Below are 25,860 nucleotides of genomic sequence, written 5' to 3'. Positions count from 1 at the left end.
ACCAGAAAACAGACAGTTGTCCTACACGCAGCAGATGGTGAACGGTTTTTATCTAAAATCTATCAGTATCATTCTACATTATATCCTGACACAACCACTTTCGGTGCATTGCCTCTGGTGTCTTCGTCTTCCCAACGGAAGCTGATTTCTTTCTTTTCACCCGGAAGCAGAGCGAAGTAGTTGTCGGAATAGAACATCGGAAGGAACTGCTCGCCATCCTTGTCGCCTACTACATTTACACGAATCATCAAAGCCGGTGTTGAAGTAGTATTCTCGATAACGACTGTGCCGTTCCAGTTTCCATCAGTTCCCTTGTTGGTCGTGACATCGGACTTCAATGCTACTTTCGGGAGATTACGCAGATCCTGGTAGTTGTTTTCTTCCAGGCTTCTGTGATAGAAGTTCTCGGAAATAACCTTTCCGTTTTCAGCCAAGACCATCTTGATAAAGTGAACCTTCGACAGGTTATCCGGGAATTCCAGCTGAATACATTTGTTGGTCGTATCTTCATTGCTGTCAATAGCAACTTCTTTCTCCCAGGCTACAGAAGCATCCATATTCAGCACCTGTGCCTTAGCTGTCAAGCCCTTACGGTTGCCACCACTGTAGTTTACGACTTCTACTTCATCGGTTACCGGATTCCATTGGATATGCAACGGTTCGGAAGCCTTCTTGATAGCGAAGTAAGCGGCTGTCGGTTCGAAGTAATAATCATAGGTCTGCCATACCATAGAAGGCCAGCAGGAATGACTCATCCACATCAGTAAACCTTTACGGTTCTGGCTGCGGGATTCAAACAAGCTGCGGTGACCGTCATAGTTCACCCACTGCGCCAGTTCGGCAAACTCTTTGGCGCTACGGGGTTCGCCGTATCCTTTCGCAATAATCTCGTTGAAAGAAGTAGCACCCTGTGCACCTTCGCGGGTATAGTCGTGCATACCCCACTGGTTATCCTGCGGCCAGATACCTTCCGGAGAGAAGGTACGGAGCATACTTTCGTAGGTCAGCACGTTCGGCATACCGCGTTCGCTATGGAACTTGTCGTTACCGGTCTTCAATGTGAAGTATTCCTTTGCAGGAAGCATACGGTACGGACCGTGACCGCTTACTACATCATCAGCCGAACTGGATATATAATGTATATCCGAATGATCCTCTTTGATGATCCGGCGCAACGCCTTGTCGATCTGTTCGGGAGGGAAACCTTCGTTACGACCGCAATAGATACCGATGGAAGCATGGTTACGGATGCGCTTCACATAATCTTCCGCATTGGCAATAAACATTTCGGGATAGTAAGGATCAGGACCGTCAGCCGGATTCGCCAGCCAGAAGTCTTGCCAAACCACGATACCGTGGCGGTCGCAGGCTTCATACAGTTCTTCATCACCAATCATACCCACCCAGTTACGCATGATTGTAAAGTTCATATCGGCATGGTAAGCCACAGCGATATCATATTCACGTGCACGGTAATTCAGGTTGGATTCACTGAATCCCCAGTTACCGCCCCGGCCAACAAAACGACGGCCGTTGATAAAGAGACTCAAAATCTGATTATCCTCATTGAAGGTCATCTGGCGGATACCGACTTTAAAGTCTTTGGCATCCGATACCTTATCATCTATCTTAAATGTGAAGCTGGCATCATACAAGTTAGGTTCTCCATAGCCTTTAGGCCACCAGAGACGCGGATTCTGAACATTCAACTGAGCGAAATCCTTTGCATCGAAGACAACCGCTTTCTCTTCGCCCGCTGCCAGTTCCACCGGCTGTTGGAATGTGATATCACCGATCTTGCCTTCCAGCATACCTTTTACCGCATTTGCATCATGGTTCTTCACGATCACTTCCGCCGTCAGTTTAGCAGAAGTCGTATCAGGCAACGGCAGAACCGATTTAACAAGCGGGTCAGCTACCGTCACTTTTCCGGTCGTTGTCAGGAAGACATCATTCCAGATACCGATATTACGGCCACGCATTGTCGGGATCCAGTCCCAGCCGATCGTTGCATGGAATGTCGGGTTATCAGCCCCCAGGATACCGCCGTTGAAGTCCGTGCTCTGTGCATTCTTCTCTTTGATAGCACCGATATGCTGGTTCTTGATGATCTCCACGGCTACCACATTCTTACCCGGAACGATCAGGTCCGTTACATCGAACTTGCCACGCATAAAGGCACCTTCGATGCGGCCTGCCTGTTTTCCGTTTACATATACATTCGCCTTCCAGTTGATACCGTCGAAATTCAGGAACACACGATCCTGTTTAAAGTCTGCCGGTACCTCAAACTCGTCACGATACCAGAAATCGGAATTGAAGAACGACTCGGATATCTGCAACTGGTTATCTGCATAGTTAGGATCGGCAATGGCACCGATATTCTTGTAACTGCTCAAGACAGTTCCCGGCACCGTGGCAACAACCCAGTTTTCAGGCTGGAAGCCGGGAGTCGAAATTTCTTCTCCCGTGGCCGTTATTTCCGAAGCACGCTGAAGTTTCCAGTTGCCGCCGGACAAATAGATTTCGCCTTTCGATGCGGCAGGTGCAGCCACAGGCTGCGGAACCAGGCCGCCTTTACCCATCACTTCCAGTTCGCTCAGGATATAACGGCTGTCGTTGGCCGGCTGTTGCATCAGGATACGCACATAACGCGCATTCTTCTTACCGTTCAGCGAGATTTCATCGACCAGTTCCTCCCCACCGGGAAGTTCAGCGACATCCGTCCACTGTTCAGCATTATCGGAAACCTGTACTTTACCTTTTACGGCTTTGTTTATCCAGCGTAAAACGACTTTGTCGAATTCAGACTGGCTACCCAGGTCTACATACAACCATTCTTCTCCCGTAGTGGCACTCATCCAGGCACTATTGAAGAATTGGGAAGGTTTCATTTCCACCATTCCGTCCTTATTATAGAAATCGGCTGCCGTAAACACCCAGCTATGGGCACCCGCCATCTTCAATAGAACACGGTAATTGGAGTAATTCGCCTCTTTATCGAATGTTATGGTTTCATTCAGTTTACGGACCGGCATGGAAATCTGTTCGGTCTGCTTGTTCGGGTCGGTTACCGGTATACGATAACGTACAGCGTCACCCGGCAATCCTTTACCGCTCAGTTTGCCGACCTCGGTCCAGTTCTGTCCGTCATTGGAACCCTGGCAGATAATTTCATAACCGTCTTTTGCCAACTGGTCGTCATAAATAAGAGTACCTGTCAGCACCAGCTTGTCGGCTTGTTTGCTGTAATTCTTTAGTGCGAACTGGAAATAAGTATCCGCCCCTTCAAATGTATTCCGGGAATACGGACCTTCGTCGATCATCCATTCGCGTTCACGCCGGGGAGCTTCGCCCGCCGGAGTCGATAGTATTAAATACTGAGGTTGCTGGTCGGTTATAATACCATCTGTCACTAACTGCGCCGTCAGGTTATAGTCATGACTCGAGGAGTTGAAAGCCGAACGCAGAAGGGCTATATTGCGATAATTTGACTTATCCGGAGCCAAATCAGGAGAGAAATCCTCCTTCGGGTTACCGGGATATTGCCCTATACCACGCGTATAGTAGTCCGAACGTTCGAACGATTCGGTTGTCGCCCCTGCACCACTACAACCCCAAAGCAACAATGAAGTCGCTGCTGCTCCACAGAGCGTAAGGATACGGGAGACTTTTTGCTGTTTACACATTTTCATACAATGACAATCTATTTAATTTGTATTTTTTGCACAGGCAAATATACATCAAAAAACAGTGATTTCTATGCAAATAGAGGAAGGTTACGAATAAAAAGGTGTAATGGCAATAACCGAACCACCCCATCCCCATACCCGACAGCTATGATCAGGATGAGAATGGGGGGGGGGGAGAGAATTCTATTCTTTACAAATCACCTTTATGCCTGGCATATCTGTCAGATTGATGATATAAATACCTGCAGCCAGGCCATCGATACAGTTTTCACCGGAAGACAGCTGCAGTCGGCGGATTGTTTTGCCTGCAAGGTTCGTCAGGCGGCAGGAGAGCGGAGCGGGCAGATCGATATAAATCATCCGGCCGACAGAACGGATGCGAATATCAGCGTTAATCTGCGCGTTTGCTACCGGATCATCTTTTACGATACCCTCTATTTCTACGGCCTTGTCCTCCCGTATGTACTTAATGATGTATTTGCCGTCGGAAATACGTGGAGTGATAATATCGCCGTTCGCCTTGACAACCGGCTGTGAATGCAGGCGGTAACCTTCCTCCAAGGCCAGGGAGAATCCGAAGTTGTCCCAGCTTTCCACCGTATAATCGCCTGCCGGAGGATCGGTTTGCACCCCTTCGACAGCAGGAAGCGTAACGGTATAAAAGACCGGTACAGGCGGGTCTACTTTGGCAGTCAGCGTAAAGTCGACCGTCGCGACGCGTCCGGCACAGTCCGTCAGCAAGGCGGTATGCTTTCCAGCGGAACCGGTATTACTACAAGAACTTGTTCCGGCACTGACAGCAACTTCGCGGCCATCGATAAAAAGCCGGTCGATGCCACTCCCCTTTTCCCCGTCGGCAAAATGGAGCGTATAATCTAAATCATTGACGGTAGCGGAGATGGAAGGATCCGTGAGGTCGAGTTTGATAACGATTGTTTTATCTTCCGTATTGCCGGTTCCGTCTTGCTTCAGGGAATAAGTCAGTTCGTTGCTGCCCTCGGTCGCCCAGACGAACGAAGCGGCATAGTCAGGATTACCTTTTAAAGCAATGGTATAACCCGCAGGAGCAGTCAGGGTAACAGGCCTGGTGTACCAGCCGTCGACGGTAGGGGCATCAGAAGAAAGAGCCGCAACGTTTGCCCTCGGCGATCCGGTCGATGTCCGGAGAGTAAAAACAGTACCGTTTGCACGTGCATCGTCAAACGACATTTGGGAAACAACCGGCTGACCATTCTCGAACTTTATCCAGCCGCCCTGCATCGGGCCTATCCCTTCTCCATCATACTGCTTCGCTTCGATCAGGAAGTTTTCAGGATTACTTCCTGTGAAACGGAAAGAGAAGGCGGCATTCTTATGATCGTTATTGTCGAGGCGGATCTGCGTGCCTGTCAGAGCCCTGAAATCGACCGGATCGGCAAGCTTTGCCTCCTCCGCCGTCAGGATATATAAGGTATCGTCTTTATGAATGGCTTCGACGAAGGACAGTTCCCCACCCGAATTATAATCGTCCGACATCAGGTAACGTCCTCTCACATAGCCGCCTTCATGCCGGATCGCATAAGGGCATGTATATTCATCGAGTGCATTGCCTGCCAGGTCGTAGCCATGAGAATGATTCTTTGTGCAAGCAACCGCATTGAGTTCCGGTATAAACCGGACGTCGACAGCCAGCAGGTATTGCGGTTTGATCGCACCTGTGCCCCGGTTCACATAAGCCGTATCCACATAGATCGTACTTTTCCCGCCGGGGAATTCGATACTGCTGCCCGAAGGAACGGTTGCCGGGAAGAAATTCACCGTATCAGGATTGTTGTCGGCAGCAACGCCCTCTTTTTCCAGCCGGAGTTTTCTGTACAGGTGATATTCGCTCACTTCCACAGAGAAAGCGGCAGTCGGCGATCCGGTCAAAGACTGGCTCTTCAAATGCCGGTCGGTATCGTCGATGCCGACCTTCACCGTATCGCCTGCCTGCGTACCCGGCCGGATAAACGCATAGAACGGGACGGTTGCATTGCCGATACTCTTTCCACTGATAGCTTTCAACAAAAACGGGGCCGGTGTGCCCGATGCAGAAACAGCAAAATGATTATCGGTATCCAAGACCACGTCTGTTGCCTTTTGTCCGGAAATCATTTTCGGATGATTGAGTTTCAGGCTATATTGCATACGGCGTAACGGTTCCAGACCGGAAACTTTCAGCGAGGTATACCCGTATTCTTCCGCCTGACTGCCGACTTGCTGCAACAAGAAATCCGAACCGGCACCGACATACAACACAGGATCGTCGCCTACGTCATTCACACCGATATACTCTTCAGCAGGAGCATCTTTCAAATAACGGAATTTATAACGGTAAAATGCCATCTCGTCGTCAGTAAGATATTTGTATCCCAGATAGCGCTCTGCTTTAACGTCTGCCGAAGCACGAAGGAAACCATCCAGGCCGACACTTTTGGATACTCCCTTTTGATCTTCCAACTCAACCGGAGTTGTTTTATCCAAAAGAACATTATAGAATACTTTTGTTGCGTTACCGAATTCACGGTTCGTAATTTTCACCCCCGAACTATCGGAAACAGTCGCATTCTTTTCAATCACCCACTGGAAAGAAGGCATCGCCCAAACATCTGCCTCCTTATCCAACGCCACCCACTGAACGGTGGTATCGCCATCAAGCGGCACCGACAAATAGTGCCCGTCCGTACTTCGAATAACATACAGGTCACTTGGAAGAGTTGTTCTCGTGGAAGCGAACGGAGAATAATAATCTGTATCAAAAACGATATACGGAGAGCCTGTACCTACCGTTAAAATATTGGAATCCGTTAAGTCCTTAACATCTATATGCAAATTTTCCAGAGACTGATACCTGGTTGTAAGTGTAGATCCCGCCCATGACTTACCGGCTTCCTTCTCCAATATCGCCGAGGCAGCAATAATAAAAATGCTATCTGAAAAGGGGGAATATTGAAATTGAAAGGCATAGTTATCCGTTACCAGACCATTTGCAAGTGCTGGTGAAACCTGCATACCTATATATGTTTCCGTTGAAGCCGTATCCGTAATCTGCAGAAAATTACCTTCTGCCGTATCATGGTAAGCCGTATCCACACGCAGGTATTTGCCGGTCGAAGTATTGATGAGGGTTACACAATTACTATACCGCGTATCGCGAGTATCTTCCAGCGTATCGCTGACAGCCGTCAGTTCATTTGCAAATACATTCGAATCAACCTCTTTGTCAAACTTCAATTTGAAGGATTTACCATTCGGATTCAATCCCATCATGGTGTTCAGGTCTGCAGCTTTCAATGGTATGGGATCAGGCTTTTTCAAGCTGAATTGGTAAGAATTGTCAGATTGAGCAACATTCTCTACCTCATCGGCTCCCAGCTTAACGCCTGTAATAGCATTGCCCACAACTTTCAAAGCAATAACAGAATCGGGTTTATAATGAGTAAACAAAGGTTTCCCCTTTTCAACGCCATCCGTATAGGTACTGGAAAAGGTCCAGCCGTTTAAACCGCCTTCGACGGATAATTGCCGAGAAGAAATATTATGGCCCACCTCAGCCATTGCGCCCTCCAACGAAATATTCAGCATAAGGCCGGAGGCTTTGTTCGTAAAGTCGAATTTGGGCGATCCTGCCGGGTCTTCACTTATTTGGATATACCAAAGTGTATTAGTAGCAGGAGGTAAGAACGATGAAATTACTCCCAATTCATTTTGAGAATTCATCCGCACAACATTCCCTGTCGAATATGATACAATTTGATAGAGCCTTTCATTTTCGCCGACTTTCAGTTTGATCGTATTGTCGGTGCTTGCCATGGCAGTAAAACAGGCGAATAGGAAACCTGCCAGGAGATACATAATTTTTCTGTTCATCTTGTAAAGAATTAATGCATTTATTTGAATCATAGGAACTGTCGCCCCATTCCTTTTAACATTTATTCATTGGGGGTATGGGAACAACGTTATTGAGGCCTGTGTCAACAATACGGTTGAGCAGGATGGGAACAACGCTGTTGAGGCAGGTGGGAACAACACGGTTGAGGGGTATGGGAATAACGCTGTTCCCATGCCCCTGTTAATAGCTTACTCGATCTCGGGACGATCGCCGCCTCCGCCGCCCGGCTGGTTGCCGACCGTCAGCAAGATCGGGAACTGGTATGTGCGCGGTTCTTTCACAAGCGAATAGCCTGCGCCAGCCTGCGTCGTGACGCTGAGCAGGTATTGCCCGTCGGGCAGGGCAGGCACCTGGATGATGATTTGCGATGTTGTGTTAGTCACGACCAGGGCCACCTTGACCGGTGTCTTATCGGCCCCGTCGGGCGTAAAATAGATGCCTACCGACGGATTATCGCCCTTAATCAACAGATTCGATCCGGTGATAATGGCCGGCGAATTCGGCGTGATCTGCTGGTTGACAAGCTTGGAGGCAGAGTCGGTAAAATCGTTCACCACCGGACCGGTTGTAGCCACGCGGAAGTTGGCCGTCAATTGTTTCAATAATTTCAGCAAGCCACGCCCGGGAGTAAACGTGACACCGAACTTATGCTTCGTAGCGTCGAAGGCAGGCTTTTCGCCTTCCAGCGGCCCGCTGAAGTTGAGCAGCCACTGGCCTACGCCGTCCACCACACTTTTGCCCTCTGCAATAGCCGCCACTTTGATCTCGTCGGACATGCCGAGGATGGTCACGATCGTTTCGGGACGGTATTCGGTACGTGCTTTCACGATGCGGTCGGCAATATCGGTGTTGTGGATGGTGCCGGTGATGGACACTTTGCCTGTGTAGTCGTTAGACTTTTCTGTCAGTACGTTATCGTACAGGTCGACAGTTAGAAATGTTTTTTCTGCCATGGTATGACGTATTTGTAGTTAATAATGAAGTTGCAACGAGCAGGTCCCAAACGACGGAAAACAGAGGTAGAAACGGGGTAATGATAACGGCTGGTTTCGCAGCTTTCAGGGTTCGGATTTGTGTATTTGCCCGACTGTCCGGCCTAAAGATAACAGAAGTCCCGACAGACGATAACACCTGCGCAAACAAGCTGTCTTCCAGCAGGTTTACCGGGATAAATTTTACTAATACTAGTGATATCGGTTGTTTGTTATCCATATGTATTATAAAATGAATAGTTCAGCATAGACTATGGTAATAAAGACAACCATTAGATATCAAAAGAAGTATACTGCTAAAACACTGGCACTTACGAGTAAAGTTGTTTCTCTGAAAGGATATAAAATTCCCTTTTTCATGCTGTAATAGTATAAACAGAGGCTGATAATTTTGGAATAATTTGATACTTTAATTGCTTCACCCAATGAAATAATTGCTGTAAGGTTTTGCTTTCTACGATATTTACATACCTTTGTAAACGTTATTACCATAGTCTATGCTGGACTCATGCTTTTTAATGGAGGTGTATCTAAGTCTTCCTGACTAGATTCAAGATCGCAGACTACGTTGAAAAACAAAAGGGAAGTACCAGCATTACCTGATACTCCCCCTTCTTACAGAGATATCTAATATATTTTCTTACTTCAAATCAGCCGCTTCAAGAATCTGTTCTACGGCCTGGGCTAAACCGTCGGAGTTCTTACCGCCGGCAGTTGCAAAGTGGGCCTGTCCGCCACCGCCACCCTGAATCAGTTTGGCTGCATCTTTTACCAGTTTTCCTGCATTCAGTCCTTCGGCAACAAGCGGTTCACTCAGCATCACCATCAAAGCACATTTTGCACCATCCTTGATGCCAGCCACGAAGAACACTTTCTCATCGCTATTGCTTTCACCCTTGATCTGGAAGGCCAGGTCTTTGATGGCATCCACATTCGCCTCACCGCGGAAGACAATCACCTTCACTCCGTGGCGTTCAACAGCCTTGGCGATCAGTTCTTTCTTCAACATAGCGACCTTTTCCTTTACATAGTCGCTAACCTGTTTCTTCAGTTCCGCATTTTCTTCGATAGACTTACGGATCGTCTGCGCCAGGTTCGGTACATTATTAAATAAAGCTCTCAGTTCGCGCATGGAATCCTGCAACATGAAGGTATAGTTTTCCGCCCCTTCGGCCGTCACGGCTTCGATACGGCGTACACCGGCTGCGATAGAACTTTCGGCAATCACACGCAGCGAACCGATCATACCGGTTGCCGGGATATGCGTACCACCGCACAGCTCAATAGAAGAACCGTATTTAACGACACGTACTTCCTCGCCATACTTCTCACCGAACAATGCCATAGCACCCAAAGCCTGGGCCTGGGCTATCGGCATATTGCGATGCTCTTCCAACGGATAGTTGGCACGAATCTTTTCGCTTACCAGCTTTTCTACCTGGCGGATTTCTTCGTCGGTCACTTTCTGGAAATGAGAGAAGTCGAAACGAAGCGCTTCGGGAGAAACATACGAACCTTTCTGTTCGACATGTGTGCCCAATACTTCGCGCAATGCCTCATGCAGCAAGTGAGTTGCCGAGTGGTTACATTCGCACTGGATACGTTTCTTCTCGTTGATCTTCGCCGTGAAAGTAACGGTTACATCTTTCGGCAAACGCGTAACGAAATGTACCGGCAGGTTGTTTTCACGCTTCGTATCTACAACATCCAGCTTTTCATCGTCGGCAATCAGCCATCCGGTATCACCTACCTGTCCACCCATCTCTGCATAGAACGGAGTCTGGTCGAGAACGATCTGGAACAACTCTTTATTCTTCTGCTTGATTTTACGGTAACGCAGGATTTCGGCTTCACATTCAAACAGGTCGTAACCAACGAATTTAGATTCGCCTTCTTTCAGGACCACCCAGTCACCGGTTTCGATAGCAGCCGCATTACGGGCACGTTCTTTCTGTTTCTGCATTTCCGCATTGAACTCGTCGATATTCACTTCCATGCCGTTTTCACGCAGGATCAGTTCAGTCAGGTCCAACGGGAAACCGTATGTATCATATAATGTAAAGGCATCCACACCGCTGATAACGGTTTTTCCGGCAGCCTTTGTTTCTTCAATCTTCTTATCCAGCAGACGAATACCTGTTTCCAACGTGCGCAGGAACGATTCTTCTTCTTCCTTGATTACCTTTTCGATCAGCGTCTTCTGGGCTACCAGTTCGGGATAGGCATCGCCCATCGTCTCGATCAGGACAGGCAACAAGCTATACATAAAAGCTTCGCGGCGTCCGAGGAACGTATAACCGTAACGAACGGCACGGCGAAGGATACGGCGGATTACGTAACCGGCTTTGGCATTCGACGGCAACTGTCCGTCTGTGATAGAGAACGCGATTGTACGGATATGGTCGGCAATAACGCGCATAGCCACATCCTGTTGTCTGTTGTCACCGTATTTTGTTCCGGTCTTTTCGGCAATCACCTGGATGATCGGCTGGAATACATCGGTATCGTAGTTGGAAGTCTTACCCTGCAATGACATACACAGGCGTTCGAATCCCATACCCGTATCGATCACCTTCGCAGGCAGCGGTTCCAACGAACCGTCGGCTTTGCGGTTGAACTGCATAAACACCAGGTTCCAGATCTCGATTACCTGCGGATGGTCTTTGTTTACCATCTCTGCACCGCTAGAAACGGCACGTTCTTCGTCAGAGCGAAGGTCTATATGAATTTCCGAACAGGGACCGCAAGGACCGGTATCACCCATTTCCCAGAAGTTATCATGTTTGTTACCATTGATAATATGATCTTTCGGCAGGAACTGTTCCCAGTAACCGGCAGCTTCGTCGTCGCGCGACAAACCTTCGGCAGGGCTTCCTTCGAATACGGTTGCATACAAACGTTTCGGGTCCAGCTTCAGGACATCCACCAGATATTCCCATGCCCATCCGATGGCCTCTTTCTTGAAATAATCACCGAACGACCAGTTTCCCAACATTTCGAACATCGTGTGGTGATAGGTATCGTGTCCTACCTCTTCCAGGTCGTTATGTTTACCGCTTACACGAAGACATTTCTGCGAGTCCGCGACACGTGAATATTTAATGGGTACATTTCCCAGGATTATATCCTTAAACTGGTTCATGCCCGCATTGGTGAACATCAATGTCGGGTCCCCCTTCACGACCATAGGAGCAGACGGTACAATCTGGTGCTGCTTGGAAGCGAAGAACTCTTTAAACGATTCACGAATTTCTTTTGCTGTCAACATAATCTATTATATAGTTCTCGTTAATATTCTGAAAAACAATTTGCAAAAGTACTGCAAATTATTATTTTTGCACGTATCCAAGCAATAAAATATTCAATGAAACTGTTTAAAACAAGAAAAACATATTACTTATATAACCCGAATACGCTCAGTTACGACCGTGTTTACCCCTCCGCCAGAGACCGTTTCTTCATTGTGCTCCGTCATTTGAGCATCGGTGCGGCAATCGGTATCGGTGTATTCTTTATTATGATGTACACGATCGATTCGCCGGTAGAGTCTTTGATGAAAAAGGAAAACAAGCTGTTGCAGACTCAGTATGAAGTACTTTCATTACGTCTCACCAATGCGCTGGAAGTGTTGGATGATATACAGCAAAGGGATGAGAACCTGTACCGCGCCATTTTCCAGGCCGAATCCATTCCCGAATCGGTACGTAAATCAGGTTTCGGGGGAACCAACCGCTACGAACATCTGCTGAACCTGTCCAATCCGGAACTGGTTGTCTCTACCACCCAGAAAATGGACATGCTCAGCAAACAACTTTATATACAATCCAACTCGTTGGAAGAGTTGATCAAACTGGGTAAGAACCAGGAAGAACGCAGCCGCTGCATCCCTGCCATCCAGCCAATCTCCAACAAGGACCTACGTCGCACGGCATCCGGCTACGGTGTACGTATCGACCCGATCTACCGAACTCCGCGTTTCCACTCCGGCATGGACTTCTCCGCCAAAGTAGGCACGGAAATCTATGCAACCGGCGATGGAGTCGTCACTTTTGCCGCCTGGAAACAGGGTTACGGGAACTGTCTGATGATCGATCACGGCTATGGATTCCAGACATTATACGGTCATATGAGCAAATACAGAAAACGCGTCGGACAGAAAGTGACACGCGGCGAAGTGATTGGCGAAGTAGGTAACACCGGTAAATCGACCGGCCCGCACCTGCATTATGAAGTGATAGTTCGTGGTAAACATGATAATCCGTCCAGATATTACTATATGGACCTGACACCGGAAGAATACGACCGTATGATTCAGATTGCAGAAAACCATGGCCAGGTAATGGATTAAACATCTTTAAGACAATGGCATTAAATAAAGATAAAAATCTGAAGTTATATTTCTCCATCAGCGAGGTAGCGCAGATGTTCGACGTGAACGAATCGACACTGCGTTTCTGGGAGAAAGAATTCGATATTATCCGTCCGCGCAAGACGCCTAAAGGAACCCGTTTCTATAAGCAGGAAGACATCGACGCCGTCCGCCTGATCTTCCATCTGGTAAAAGAGCGGGGAATGACCCTGGCTGGTGCCCGGCAAAAACTAAAGGATAACAGGGAGACAACCATCCGGCAGGAAGAGATCGTTAATAAGCTGAAGCAGATTAAGGAAGAACTGCTCTCTATGAAAGCAGCCTTCGATGCGCTCGACCCTTCCGAATTGCCTCAGGAAGAGAAAATCTAAGTCAAACAATTAGCAGGTTACGCCGGAAAAGCGTACCTTCGCCGACAATTTAATAGAACAATAAACATGGAAATTACGGGAAAAATTATCGCCGTACTGCCTGCGCAGAGCGGAACCAGCAAAGCTGGAAACGAGTGGAAAAAACAGGAATACGTATTAGAGACACACGACCAATACCCTAAGAAAGTCTGCTTCCAGATCTTCGGTGCCGACCGCATCGAACAAGCAGCTATTCAACCCGGAGAAGAATTGACAGTATCATTCGATATAGACAGCCGCGAGTATCAGGGACGTTGGTTCACCAACATCAGTGCCTGGAAGGTAGACCGTCCGATGGCGGGCGCTCCCCAGTCAGCACCGGGAGCCATGACACCGGAAAACTTTGCACCGGCATCTGCCCCGACAGCATCTGCCGCTCCCGACTTCGGCCCGGCTAACCCGATCGACGATCTGCCATTCTAATGGATATCGTTGCCCTGATCGGCGGACTACTCCTCATCCTGGTCGGCGCAAATGCACTGACCGATGGGGCTGCTTCGGTAGCCAAACGTTTTAACATCTCCTCCCTTGTTATCGGATTAACGATCGTAGCCTTCGGTACATCCGCCCCCGAACTGACCGTCAGCATTGTATCGGCACTGAAAGGAAGTGCGGATATGGCCATCGGGAATGTTGTCGGAAGTAATATTTTCAATACCCTTATGATTGTAGGTTGCACGGCAGCCATTGTTCCCATCGGGATGAATAAAGGGACGCTCAGCAAAGAGATTCCGTTATGTATCCTGGCATCTATCGTTTTATTTATCTGCGGAAACGACGTGTTGATAAACGGAGCGGCTGAAAATACAATCAGCAGCAGCGACGGGATGCTACTGCTCTGTTTCTTTGCGATCTTTCTGGGTTACACATTCGCCATTGCACATAACGGGAACGGAGAGGAAGAGACGAAAATCAAGTTGATGCCCGTATGGAAATCCGGGGTATTCATTGCCGGTGGCCTTGCCGGTTTGATTTACGGAGGGCAGTTCTTCGTAGACGGAGCATCAGGGATTGCGCGTGGCTTGGGTGTCAGTGAGTCTATTATCGGCCTGACGCTGGTTGCCGGAGGAACTTCCCTGCCCGAACTCGCCACCTCGGTCGTTGCCGCCTTGAAGAAAAATCCGGAGATGGCGATCGGGAATGTGATCGGTTCGAACCTGTTCAATATATTCTTTGTATTGGGTTGCAGTGCGACCATCAATCCGCTGAACATGAAAGGTATTACCAATGCAGACCTCGGGGTTCTGATCGGTTCATGCGTATTGCTTTACCTGTTCGGGCTGTTTATCAGAAAGCGCACCATAACACGCCTTGAAGGGATTGTTATGGTCCTATGCTATATTGCCTATATGATCTATCTGATCAAAGGATAAGTTACTTTACTCCCTGACCAACTGCATAAGTGTCTCATGCATCGCTCCGTTGGTGGCAAGCACTTCATCTCCCGACTGCCAGTTGTCGCCACCGCTGAAGTCGGTCACTTTACCGCCGGCCTGCATCAGGATCAGGGCGCCTGCCGCTATATCCCAGGGACCGATCCAGGCTTCGATACGCGCTTCGAAACGTCCGGCGGCGATATAGCAGACTTCGGCAGCCGCCGCTCCCATCAGGCGCGTTCCTCCGGCGAAACCGTATAACCGGTCGACCAGGCGGAGGGCCACCGGGCGGTAAGCATCGGAGTTATAAGGAAATCCCAGGTCGATAAAGGCTTTATCCAGGTCGGATACGTCCGATACGTGTATCTCCCTGCCATCCAGATAGGCTTTACTGCCTTTCCAGGCGTAGAAGCATTCGTCGCGACAGACTTCGTAAACGACACCGATCAGCAATTCTTCTTTATTACGCAGGGCGATACTGACGCAGTAAGGGGCGACATCGTGAATATAGTTGGAAGTCCCGTCCAGCGGATCCACCAGCCAGCAATAGTTTTCGTCGGTCAGGCTGCCGCTGCCTTCTTCGGCGATGAAGCCTGCTTCGGGAAGCAAGGCGGAGAGTTGGGCGATCAGCCATTTTTCCGATTCCTTGTCGACATACGATACGTAATTGTGAGCACTTTTCTCTTCTACACGTGTACGGTCGAACTTACGCCGTTCTTCTTTCAGGAAAGTCCCGGCTTCGCGGGCTATCTGTTGTACCTGGGTACAAAGTTCTTCTAAATTAAGCATATCCTCTTTTTATCTTTTTGTTGTGACAAACATACGCATTTTGGAACTAAATAATACGGGTAGTACTGAATATTAACGAAAAAGATATACTTTTGACACAAGACATAAAACAGTTACGATCTATGAATATCCGGAAACCATGGAAACAGACTCCAAGCTACAAGGGAGAAGAGAAAGCCGAGAGTTATAATTTTTTCGATATCTCTTCCTTCTTCCGTTTCGATACGCACCGGAATGCTTTGGGCGTATTGTCCGACCAGACCTGTTCCGATCTGGGTTTCGAGGATCTTTTTATGTTTTCCGACCGCACCGCCTCACGCGTCGGGCAGCAGTATCTGTACAACCTGATGCGGATCATCCCGGACAAAGCGGGCGAGATAGAACGGCATGAAGCACTTATAAACGAGCTGTCGTCGCATCCGGATTTGCAGGAAGAACTCGTCAAAGACCTGCAAATCCTGAATACCCATGAAGCATATAGTATTGCGTCACTGATGGGTATAGGATTTCCGGCTGTTCCTGTATGGAGGAAAATCTTTTTTCGCGTTTGTGGTTTCCTGCCGAGCTTGCTCCTTCTATTGTTGTATTTCTATCAAGCGGGAGCATGGCTGCTTTTGTTGATTGCAGCGATACTTGTGAACGGCGTTATTCATTACGGGAACAAGCCGAACAACCTGAATTTTCTGATATCCATCCCCCAACTGATACGTTTGCTGAATATTTCGGGCAAACTATCGAAGAACCCGCTTTTCACAGAACTCGGCAAAGAGGTTCCGGAGGCGCTGTCTTCATTGGAAACACTGAGAAAGGCGAGCGGCCACCTGCGGATGGAATCGAAGATGGACAGCGACCTGGCTGTCATCCTTTGGGCGATCATGGAATGCGTCAAGATCTTCTTTCTGGCGGAACCGATCGCCTATCATAAAGTGATCACCCTGCTGAAAGATAAGAACCGGCAGATAGAGACGGTGTTTCGTTTTGTCGGGTTGGCAGACACCCTGTCGTCGGTCGCTTTTCTGCGGAAGAGCCTGCCTTATTACTGTCTGCCGGAAAAGCCGGAAGGCGAAGTACGGATAGAGGCGGAGGAGATGTTTCATCCCCTGCTCGAGAACTGTGTTGCCAATACGATCCGGATCGAAAGCCGCTCCATCCTGTTTACCGGTTCGAATATGTCGGGAAAGACTACTTTCATCCGTACCCTGGGCGTCAATATGCTGGCGGCACAGACGCTTCATACGGCTTTTGCCCGGCGGATGCAGATGAAAACGCCTGTCATGATCCATGCCGCCCTGATGCTTTCCGACAGCCTTTCCGACGGCAAAAGTTTCTATCTGAAAGAAGTGGAGTCGATCCGCGATATGCTATCATGCAGCTGTAGCGAACATATCAACCTTTTCCTGCTGGACGAAATATTTAAGGGAACCAACACCACCGAGCGGATAGCGGCAGCCAAAACGGTCCTGTCATACCTGAACACCTCGAACAACATCGTAATTGTCTCCACCCACGATGCGGAATTAGGAACATTCCTGAAAAGTGAATACGACCTGTATCATTTCTGTGAAACGATAGCCAACGGCATTCTCTCGTTCGATTATAAATTAAAGGCAGGCAACCTCTACCAGCGGAACGCCATCCGCATTCTGGAAATAAATGATTATCCGGCTACATTGATAGAAGATGCTTATTCCGTTATCCGGCAGATAGAAGGCCGATAATTCTCGCAAAGCATCTTTCCATCGCTCACGCGCTTCATCCAAATTCTGCGGTTCTTCTTTCGGCTCCTCGCACGCGTGTTGTTGCTGTTGTTGTAAGTTTACTTTACTTTCATTTACTATAATATTATCTAATATAATATGTGCACTTTTTGTCATATTTTCGGTAGTTTCTGTAACAATAACCGGGGTTTCTGCAACATTAATGCAATCGAACTCTTCGCGAACGGGATTTTTGCATCGCTTTTGTGCTTGAATATACCGTTCTTGAATACTTTTGGATGTTAATACGCAATAAACATTGTATATATCCCTGTTAAACAGATTTATTTTCAAACTAAAGTCGATTATGTCCCGCACAACTTCCTCTGTTTCACCTAAACGGTCGGAAAGATCGTACACATAATCGTCTGATATATGAAGAAAATACCCTTCTTTCTTATATATGTCGCACAGGATGGTGAAATAAGCCAGAAAGCCGAGCGACTTGTAGCGGCTTTTCAGTTTACGTACTTGTATATTTTCAAATATATCGGTATCGACCGGAAAATAATCCAGTCCTTTTTTGATAGGTCTAGCCATGATTGTTATAAACTTTTTCAATTATGATTTTGTATCGCACGGATAACCAGCCGTAACGTTTTCAGCACCAGCAGTTCTCCCGGCAGCACACGTATCACGCAGATAGCCTTCGGGGCGGATATGGCAGCCACCGTTGAAGGCGCCGCCCTCCACCTCAACAGCTACGCGGTGGGAAGGGATGGCGAAGTCGAACCGCCAGTCCCGCCCGGGATGGAAACGGTATTCCGCCACCACCTCCTCGCCCGTATGCTTCAGATCAACACGCTAAGCGGCGAAAAATAGGCCATCGCCAAAATACTTATTGTAAATTTCCCCATTCCGGCAAAAGCTGTTGTTTTTTATAGGAAAACGCCCTTCCGGGAGAAAAAATAATTTCTTTCGGAAGAAAATCAAATTTCATCCGGGAGAAATTGAAAACGGACTCGGATGGGGTGAAACAGGGAAGGGAAGATAATGTAAAATTCGAGACTGGCTTTCAGATTTATCTGAATATTTTCCACAGAAAAACAGATACGGGACAAATAATAATCTTAACTTTGCCGCAAACAAAATCGTATCGCTATGAAAAATAATGGAGAAATCACGGTTTGCCTTCTCTAAATTGAATCTGGATATAAAGGATATTATACAAAAGATCATTTAACGCAACGTGCAGAACGTACTGCAAAAGAAGGAAGACGAAGGGAGCGACAGACTGAAACCTCCCGTTTCGATCCCGTCTCTATCCGTATCAGCCATTTCGAAATTGGCATATTATCACATTACCCCGTTTTTATTACGAAATTTTATTTCTATATTTGTTAAAGAATTTTCAAACAAAACAGGGTATTTAGCCGTTATGATAATAAAAAAGAAAACGCTGATAAAAAGATGAGGATTTGGATAAAACGGATAGGGATTGTGTTGTTGATACCGGTGGTATTGATACTACTTGTCTCTGTGCTTTTATATATACCGCCTGTACAGAATTTTGCAGTGAAACAGGCCGCCTACTATGCCGGAAAAGCTACCGGGATGCAGATCGGGATCGAACGGATACGCCTCTCCTTCCCGCTGAACCTGACTGTGCGGGGTGTGGAGGTCCTGACGGCTCCCACCGATACGCTTCTGACGTTGAAAAGCCTTTCCGTCAATGTGCAAGCCTTGCCTCTGCTGAAAAAAGAAGTGCTGGTAGACGCTATCAACCTGGAAGGGGTGAAAGTGAATACCGGGACTTTTATCGAAGGCATGGAGATAAAAGGCGTGCTGGGACGCTTATATGCCAAGGCCGACCGCATCAATCTCTCGAAAGAACAGGTGACGCTCAATACAATCGACCTGTCCGATACCGCTATCACCCTGCTACTGAACGATACGACAACGAAAGCCGACACCACCTCCACCCCAGTCAACTGGATATTGAAACTGGAAAAAATCAATTTCGACCGGGTGGCGTTTGCCATGCAGATGCCTGCCGACTCGTTGCGCCTGACTACCTATATAGATAAGGCGAACCTGAAAGACGGCGTCGTAGACCTGGGCACTTCACAATATGGGGCGGACCTGTTCACACTGACCGGTTCGACACTGGGATACGACGGCAACGACCAGGAGCCGGTGAAAGGTTTCGACCCATCGCATATCGCCCTGAGTAATGTCAATATCACCCTGGATTCGCTGTTCTACGGAGGGAGGGACATAAAGGCACGGATACGCGAACTCTCTGCCGACGACCGTTCCGGACTGGCGATCACTTCGCTGACCGGAAGCCTTCACAGTGACAGCACGACTATTAGTGTACCGCAATTATTGCTGAAAACAGCTGCTTCGGAAGCGCGCCTGCTGGCGATGGTTCCCTGGAGTTCGTTCGACGAAAACCCCGAAGGTGATATGCGGGTGTTATTAACCGCCTCTTTGGGTAAAGAAGATGTGATGACATTCGCCGGTGCACTGCCCGAAGATTTTCAGAAAGCCTATCCGCAGAAACCGGTTTCACTGACTGCCGGAGTAGAGGGAAACTTATCGTCCATGCTGCTCCGCCAGTTGAAAGCGGAGTTGCCGGGGACTTTCCGCATGGACGTTTCCGGAACGATGAAAGCGCTGACCGACAGTGTGCGCCGTTCTGGAAAACTGGACCTGAAAGCTAAAACCGGCAACCTCGATTTCCTGCTGACAATGCTTCCCCCCGCCGAACGGCACCGGTATAATATCCCGGCAGGCATCACCCTGACCGGCGAGGCGGCTCTGAAGAATAATGAGTATCAGGCCGATCTCCTGTTGAAAGAAGACAAAGGGAAAGTCCTGCTGACAGGCCGTTTCAACCCGGCCAAAGAGGCTTATAAAGCCGACCTGAAAGTGGATAGCCTGGAACCTGTGCATTTTATGCCGCTCGACTCGCTCTATTATATGAGCGCATCCATACAGGCGGAAGGCCAAGGGTTCGATCCCTTCAAAACCTCTTCCCGGGCAAAGCTGGACGGAAAACTGACGGATATACGATACGGCAATTACAACGTATCGGACGTCACCCTGGCCGGTTCGCTGGAAAAGAACTTCGTAAAGTTCGACCTGCTGAGCAAATATCCGCTGGCAAAGATGGATATGACGCTGAATGCGACCTTGCAAAAGAAAGAGATCAAAGCCATGCTGATAGCCGATGTCGAAAACTTCGACCTCTATGGCATGCACCTGATGAACGATTCGCTGGCAACCTCCTTCCAGCTTTTCGCGGAAGCGGAAACCGACATGGGAAAGAACAACCTGGTCGACGTCACCCTCGGAAACTGGGAACTGACTACCACCACGGGTATTTATAAACCGAAGACACTGACCCTGCACGCCCAAAGCACCCAGGACACCACCCGCGTCTCCTTCCATGCCGGCGACCTCGGGATCGTGCTGACCGGCAACTCCGACCTGGAGACCATGACCGATAAGTTCAACAAGATTTCCGAAGGGTTGAACAAACAGCTCGAGAAAGATTCGATGATCAATATCCCCGCCTTTAAACCGTTGCTGCCGGATATGCATCTGGCCATATCGGCAGGGAAGGATAATCCGATTTATAATATATTGCAACAGGCAAACGTCTCGTTCAACAACCTGAACCTGGAGGCGTTCACCTCTCCCGAAGAAGGTTTCCGGCTGGATGCCGGCATTTACAACCTGATGCAGGACACGACGCGGATAGACACAGTCAGCTTTGCGATCCGGCAGGACTCGCTCGGACTGTTGTATCAGGCCGATGTCATCAAGACGAAATTCCGCCAGCAGGCTCCGTTCACAGCCGGAGTCAAGGGGAAGGTCAGGAATACGTTTGCCGATGCCGAACTCCTGTACACGGACGGCCTGGGGAAAACCGGTATCCTGCTCGGACTGCGTGCCGACAAGGTGGAAGAAGGTTTCAACCTCCATCTGTTCCCGGACAATCCGATCCTGGCATTCCGCCCTTTCAAGCTGAACCCGGACAATTATATCCTTTATAAGAACGAAAAAGATATTGCCGCCGACCTCCGCCTGTCGGGCGAAGAGAACGCCTCCCTGTGGATACATTCGTTGCCCGAAAAGGATAAGATGGAGGAACTGCATCTGGAATTGAGCCAGATCAACCTCGATGTGATCTCAAAGGCTTTTGCGGAGATACCATCGATGAAGGGTATCCTGAGCGCCGACATGCAATATGCTCCGTCGGACAGTTCGTTCCTGGTCGTTGTCGATGCAAATATCGACAATCTGATCTATGAAGGCGGACGGGTAGGCGAACTGATGTTCAGCACCGTTTATCTCCCGCTGGCCGACAATACGCACCAGGTCGACATGCACTTCTTCCGTGACCAAAACGAAGTCATGTCGGCAACCGCCCTTTACAAGATGGGGAAAAACGACCACCTGGACGGGACGCTCGACGTAACACATCTGCCGCTGGATATGGTGAACCCGTTTATCCCGGATAATATGGCGGCGCTCAGCGGCGTGCTTGAAGGGAACATGACGATAAAGGGCAGCAGCAAAGCTCCCGAAATGAACGGATATATCGAAATGGATTCGACTTCAATGTTCGTCACTGCCGTGGGTACCAGTTTCCGGGTGGACGACAAGAAAATCGTGGTGAAAGAGAATAAGATCCTGTTCGACAAATACCATATCCACGCAGCCGGAAAGAACCCGTTCGTGATAGACGGCACGATCGACTTCAATAATCCTTCGCGGATGATGGCCGACCTGAAACTGAATGCCGACAACATGCAGTTGCTCGACGTGAAGCGTAACAAGGAAAGCATGGTGTACGGCAAACTGCTCGTCAACCTGGCGTCGACGGTCAAAGGTCCGCTGGATGCCTTAATGATGCGCGGCAACCTGCAACTGTTGGGAGGAACCAATGTGACTTATGTCATGAAAGACTCGCCGCTGACGGTACAGGACCGTCTATCCGACCTGGTGACTTTCACTTCATTCGAAGACACGCTGGTGAACCGACGCCGACAAGAAGCCCCGCTGCCTTTGGGCGGCCTGGATATGCTGCTGACCATCCGCATCGACCAGTCCGTACGGCTGAACGCCGACATTACCCCCGACCGCTCCAGCAAAGTCGAACTCGAAGGGGGTGGCGACCTTTCTTTCCAATATACCCCGCAGGGCGAGATGATCCTGAACGGACGATATACCCTTTCCGGTGGTATTGTAAAATATGCCCTGCCGGTCATCCCGCTGAAAGAATTTAATATCGAAAACGGTAGTTATGTGCAGTGGAGCGGCGATCCGATGGACCCGTACCTGAACCTGACTGCCACCGAACGTATCCGCACGAACGTGACGCTCAGCGGACAGAATCCGCGCATGGTGAATTTCGACGTGGGCATCGCCCTCAAACAGCAGTTGGAGAACCTGGGCCTGCAATTCGTCCTGACGGCTCCCGAAGACCAGGCGATGCAGACCGAACTGAGCAGCTTGGGTGAAGATGAACGCACGAAACTGGCAGTCGGCATGATCATGACCGGCATGTATCTGGGCAACTCCGGAAGCGGCAAACAGAATCTGAACATGGGTGCCGCCCTGAACAGCTTCCTCAACAGTGAGATCAGCAACATTGCCGGAAGTGCCCTGAAGACGGTCGACATCTCCTTCGGCATGGATACCTACGACGAGAACGGCGACGGCTCAGGCGGCCAGCGTACCGATTATAATTTCAGTTTTGCCAAACGTTTCTGGAACGACCGCATCCGTGTCGTGCTGGGCGGACGCATCTCGACCGGCGAAAATGCCAGCAACAGCAGCCAGACACAGGCCTTTATCGACAATGTCTCGATCGAATACCGGCTGGATGCCAGCGGAACCCGCTACGTGAAGCTGTTCCACGATAAGAACTACGAAAGTTTGCTGGAAGGTGAGATCACCGAAACAGGCGCCGGTATCGTCCTGCGCCGCAAGATGCTCCATCTACGCGAACTGTTCAATTTTAAAAAGAATCGACCCAAACCGGTAAATGAAGAAGAATGATGGAAAATAAGGACATATTATACAGACTGTTAAACGGCAGAGGGTGTGTTATCGCCTCGATATTCACTACCCTGATCCTGCTATCCTCTTCCTGTTCGACAACGAAGAACCTGCCTGAAGGCGAAGTTTTATACACCGGTATCAAGAAAATAGAAGTCACCGATGAAGATAAAACCACCGCCGGCGAAGATGCCCTCGCCGAAGTGGAAGGCGCCCTTGCCTATCCGCCCAACAATGCATTGCTGGGAAGTTCGTCCATCCGTGTGCCGTTGCCTTTCGGCCTCTGGGTCTATAATGCATTTGTCAATAAAAAGGGGAAGATTGGGAAATGGATTTTCGACAAGCTGGCTGCTAAACCGGTGTTCGTCTCCACCGTAAATCCCGAAGTCCGCATCAAGGTTGCACAAAACCTGTTGAAGGAATATGGCTATTTCAACGGAACGACTTCTTTCCAGGTGGATACCAATCCGAAAAATGCGAAGAAAGCAAAACTCATTTACCAGGTGGCCATGAACCATCCCTACACCTATGATAGTATCCGTTATGTAAGGATGCGTCACCGGATGGATACACTGATACAAAATACGATAGGTGAACGCCTGCTTCATGACGGTGAAAACTTCAACGTGACGAACCTGGAAGCCGAACGGCAGCGTATCTCCTCCTTGCTGCGCAACAACGGTTTTTATTATTTCCGTCCCGAGTTCATCACTTACCAGGCTGATACCATCATGAATCCCGGCAAGGTGGCGCTCCGCATCATGACCAAACCCGGACTGTCGCGTGCCGCTCTTCGCCCGTGGAAGATCGGCGATATATCAGTCTGGCTGAACGGCTATAACAATGAGACACCCACCGATTCGGTACGTTACAAAGACATGACCGTCTATTACGAAGGCAAACTGCGCGTCCGTCCGTCGGTGCTTTATAACCGCCTGCGGTTCCGGTCGGGCGACCTTTATTCGCAGGAAAAACAGCAACGGACCCAGACCAGCTATTCGCGCCTGGGTATTTTCCGGTATTCCGAAATGCAATATACCCCGCGCGACACCACCCGCCGCCAGGACACGCTCGACCTGAAGATCAACACGGTCTACGACCTTCCGCTCGACGGTGAGCTGGAAGTGAACGTCACCTCCAAAAGTAACGACCAGGTGGGACCGGGAGCTATCTTCAGCGTTACGAAACGGAATGTGTTCGGTGGCGGCGAGACTTTCGGAGTACGCCTGCGCGGTTCTTACGAATGGCAGACCGGCAACCGGGTGGATGGTGCCAAATCGGCCATCAACAGCTGGGAGATGGGATTGAGCGGAACGCTGACGTTCCCGCAATTGCTTTTCCCGGGAATGATGAAGAAAGACGGCTTGTATCCGTCAAGTACCTCTTTCCGGTTGTATGTCGACCAGCTGAACCGGGCACGTTTCTTCAAGATGCTGGCTTTCGGCGGAAGTGCTTCCTACGATTACCAGTCGTCCGCTACCAGTCACCATTCGATCACGCCGTTCAAGCTGACGTACAACCTGCTCCAGTCTACGACGCATGAATTCGACAGCATAACAAAGGATAACAAGGCGTTAAAACTGAGTCTGGAGAACCAGTTCGTACCGGCAATGGGTTATACCTATACCTATGATGATGCCCCGATCACTACACGCCGGAACCATACGTGGTTCCAGCTTGCCGTTTCGCAGGCAGGTAACCTCCTGGGTGCCGGCTATGCCATTGCCGGAAAGAAATTCAACGAAGAAGGGAAACATCTGCTGGGAAACAAGTTTGCCCAGTTCGTCAAAGGGACAGCCGAAATACGCTACGATTATAAGATCGGCCATAACCAGCATCTGGTCGGACGTATGATGGCGGGTGCTGTCTACAGTTACGGGAACGCCCGGGTCGCTCCCTATAGCGAGCAGTTTTATATCGGGGGTGCCAACAGTTTGCGTGCCTTTACGATCCGTTCGATCGGTCCGGGCCGTTACCTTCCTGAAAAGACTACTTACAGCTATCTCGACCAGACCGGCGACCTGAAGTTCGAAGCCAACCTCGAATATCGTTTCCCGATCCTGGGCGACCTGCACGGGGCTGCATTCGTTGACGCCGGTAACATCTGGCTGATCCGTGAAGACAAGCAGCGTCCCGGCGGCCAACTGAAATGGGGACGTATCCTGAAAGACCTGGCACTGGATGCCGGTGTCGGCCTGCGTTACGACCTGACCTTTATCGTGATCCGCCTGGATATGGGTATCCCATTACATGTTCCTTACGAAACGGACAAGAATGGTTATTTCAACGTCCCCAAATATACGCCGGGATGGCACCTGGCAATCGGGTATCCGTTCTAGGAAGTATAGTTGTTGAGGGGAAGGTCGATTATTATTCCTCCTCCCCTCCATACCTATATATAGTTATTTTACCCTTTCCCTTACGCTTCTTTTTTACCTATAATCGGTGATTGATGCGCTTTCCTTTTCAGCCGACCTTTGCAGCAGTTTAATAATGTAAAAAGATTCGGACATTGAAAGCGATATTTAACACACTAATGTTTGCACTATT

The 25,860-nt window shown here is 49.1% G+C and carries 13 protein-coding genes; 7 read left to right on the top strand and 6 right to left on the bottom strand.

All coding sequences use genetic code 11. The features are described from left to right. Positions 1-68: 68 nt before the first annotated feature. The 4 genes from K6V26_RS26110 to alaS form a co-directional block, all read right to left on the bottom strand. The gene (locus K6V26_RS26110) at positions 69-3,695 is read right to left on the bottom strand and encodes a glycosyl hydrolase 2 galactose-binding domain-containing protein (protein WP_224264248.1); all 3,627 of its coding nucleotides are present in this window, start codon (positions 3,693-3,695) and stop codon (positions 69-71) included. A gap of 180 nt (positions 3,696-3,875) precedes the next feature. Further along, a complete protein-coding gene (locus K6V26_RS26105; RefSeq protein ID WP_224264247.1) occupies positions 3,876-7,580 on the bottom strand; it encodes a hypothetical protein in 3,705 nt (1,234 codons plus the stop codon). 210 nt (positions 7,581-7,790) lie between these two features. Continuing rightward, positions 7,791-8,555 (bottom strand): DNA-binding domain-containing protein, encoded by a 765-nt coding sequence (locus K6V26_RS26100; RefSeq protein ID WP_224264246.1) that lies wholly within the window; start codon positions 8,553-8,555, stop codon positions 7,791-7,793. 679 nt (positions 8,556-9,234) lie between these two features. Next, positions 9,235-11,862: an alanine--tRNA ligase gene (gene alaS, locus K6V26_RS26095; protein ID WP_010800727.1), complete on the bottom strand. Its 2,628-nt coding sequence runs from the start codon at positions 11,860-11,862 to the stop codon at positions 9,235-9,237. Between the two features lie 96 nt (positions 11,863-11,958). Here alaS and K6V26_RS26090 point away from each other — a divergent pair, with 96 nt between their 5' ends. The 4 genes from K6V26_RS26090 to K6V26_RS26075 all read left to right on the top strand — a co-directional run bounded on the left by K6V26_RS26090 (position 11,959) and on the right by K6V26_RS26075 (position 14,746). Further along, entirely contained in the window at positions 11,959-12,942 is a 984-nt protein-coding gene (locus tag K6V26_RS26090; protein ID WP_010800728.1) for a M23 family metallopeptidase, read from the top strand. A gap of 14 nt (positions 12,943-12,956) precedes the next feature. Next, positions 12,957-13,334 (top strand): MerR family transcriptional regulator, encoded by a 378-nt coding sequence (locus K6V26_RS26085; protein ID WP_009859819.1) that lies wholly within the window; start codon positions 12,957-12,959, stop codon positions 13,332-13,334. 66 nt (positions 13,335-13,400) lie between these two features. After that, positions 13,401-13,796 (top strand): DUF3127 domain-containing protein, encoded by a 396-nt coding sequence (locus K6V26_RS26080; RefSeq protein WP_009859820.1) that lies wholly within the window; start codon positions 13,401-13,403, stop codon positions 13,794-13,796. Continuing rightward, on the top strand, positions 13,796-14,746 hold the full coding sequence (locus tag K6V26_RS26075; RefSeq protein ID WP_224264245.1) for a calcium/sodium antiporter: 951 nt from the start codon (positions 13,796-13,798) through the stop codon (positions 14,744-14,746). The genes K6V26_RS26080 and K6V26_RS26075 overlap by 1 nt, the downstream gene beginning before the upstream one ends. 6 nt (positions 14,747-14,752) lie before the next feature. Here K6V26_RS26075 and K6V26_RS26070 read toward each other — a convergent pair whose 3' ends face one another. Then, positions 14,753-15,538, bottom strand: coding sequence for an inositol monophosphatase family protein (locus tag K6V26_RS26070; protein ID WP_010800730.1), 786 nt, complete (start codon positions 15,536-15,538; stop codon positions 14,753-14,755). 122 nt (positions 15,539-15,660) lie between these two features. Between K6V26_RS26070 and K6V26_RS26065 the strand changes: the two genes are divergently transcribed. Next, positions 15,661-17,256, top strand: coding sequence for a MutS-related protein (locus tag K6V26_RS26065; RefSeq protein ID WP_224264244.1), 1,596 nt, complete (start codon positions 15,661-15,663; stop codon positions 17,254-17,256). Here the strand turns inward: K6V26_RS26065 and K6V26_RS26060 are convergent. Continuing rightward, positions 17,140-17,835 (bottom strand): DUF4373 domain-containing protein, encoded by a 696-nt coding sequence (locus K6V26_RS26060; RefSeq protein WP_224264243.1) that lies wholly within the window; start codon positions 17,833-17,835, stop codon positions 17,140-17,142. The two genes, K6V26_RS26065 and K6V26_RS26060, sit on opposite strands and share 117 nt — an antisense overlap. A gap of 870 nt (positions 17,836-18,705) precedes the next feature. Here K6V26_RS26060 and K6V26_RS26055 point away from each other — a divergent pair. After that, a complete protein-coding gene (locus K6V26_RS26055) occupies positions 18,706-23,310 on the top strand; it encodes a translocation/assembly module TamB domain-containing protein (protein WP_009859826.1) in 4,605 nt (1,534 codons plus the stop codon). Beyond that, the gene (gene tamL / locus K6V26_RS26050) at positions 23,310-25,649 is read left to right on the top strand and encodes a translocation and assembly module lipoprotein TamL (protein WP_224265882.1); all 2,340 of its coding nucleotides are present in this window, start codon (positions 23,310-23,312) and stop codon (positions 25,647-25,649) included. The genes K6V26_RS26055 and tamL overlap by 1 nt, the downstream gene beginning before the upstream one ends. Positions 25,650-25,860 lie beyond the last annotated feature (211 nt).

Source organism: Parabacteroides goldsteinii, from assembly GCF_020091425.1.
Lineage (GTDB): Bacteria > Bacteroidota > Bacteroidia > Bacteroidales > Tannerellaceae > Parabacteroides > Parabacteroides goldsteinii.
This window is presented reverse-complemented; position numbering and strand designations above follow the sequence as displayed.

Bases quoted from the DNA above. Each gene is read 5' to 3' on its own strand.
- K6V26_RS26100 (WP_224264246.1), bottom strand. From the start codon at position 8,555: ATGGCAGAAAAAACATTTCTAACTGTCGACCTGTACGATAACGTACTG.
- K6V26_RS26105 (WP_224264247.1), bottom strand. From the start codon at position 7,580: ATGAACAGAAAAATTATGTATCTCCTGGCAGGTTTCCTATTCGCCTGT.
- K6V26_RS26110 (WP_224264248.1), bottom strand. From the start codon at position 3,695: ATGAAAATGTGTAAACAGCAAAAAGTCTCCCGTATCCTTACGCTCTGT.
- K6V26_RS26055 (WP_009859826.1), top strand. From the start codon at position 18,706: ATGAGGATTTGGATAAAACGGATAGGGATTGTGTTGTTGATACCGGTG.
- K6V26_RS26085 (WP_009859819.1), top strand. From the start codon at position 12,957: ATGGCATTAAATAAAGATAAAAATCTGAAGTTATATTTCTCCATCAGC.
- K6V26_RS26075 (WP_224264245.1), top strand. From the start codon at position 13,796: ATGGATATCGTTGCCCTGATCGGCGGACTACTCCTCATCCTGGTCGGC.
- K6V26_RS26065 (WP_224264244.1), top strand. From the start codon at position 15,661: ATGAATATCCGGAAACCATGGAAACAGACTCCAAGCTACAAGGGAGAA.
- K6V26_RS26070 (WP_010800730.1), bottom strand. From the start codon at position 15,538: ATGCTTAATTTAGAAGAACTTTGTACCCAGGTACAACAGATAGCCCGC.
- tamL (WP_224265882.1), top strand. From the start codon at position 23,310: ATGGAAAATAAGGACATATTATACAGACTGTTAAACGGCAGAGGGTGT.
- alaS (WP_010800727.1), bottom strand. From the start codon at position 11,862: ATGTTGACAGCAAAAGAAATTCGTGAATCGTTTAAAGAGTTCTTCGCT.
- K6V26_RS26080 (WP_009859820.1), top strand. From the start codon at position 13,401: ATGGAAATTACGGGAAAAATTATCGCCGTACTGCCTGCGCAGAGCGGA.
- K6V26_RS26090 (WP_010800728.1), top strand. From the start codon at position 11,959: ATGAAACTGTTTAAAACAAGAAAAACATATTACTTATATAACCCGAAT.
- K6V26_RS26060 (WP_224264243.1), bottom strand. From the start codon at position 17,835: ATGGCTAGACCTATCAAAAAAGGACTGGATTATTTTCCGGTCGATACC.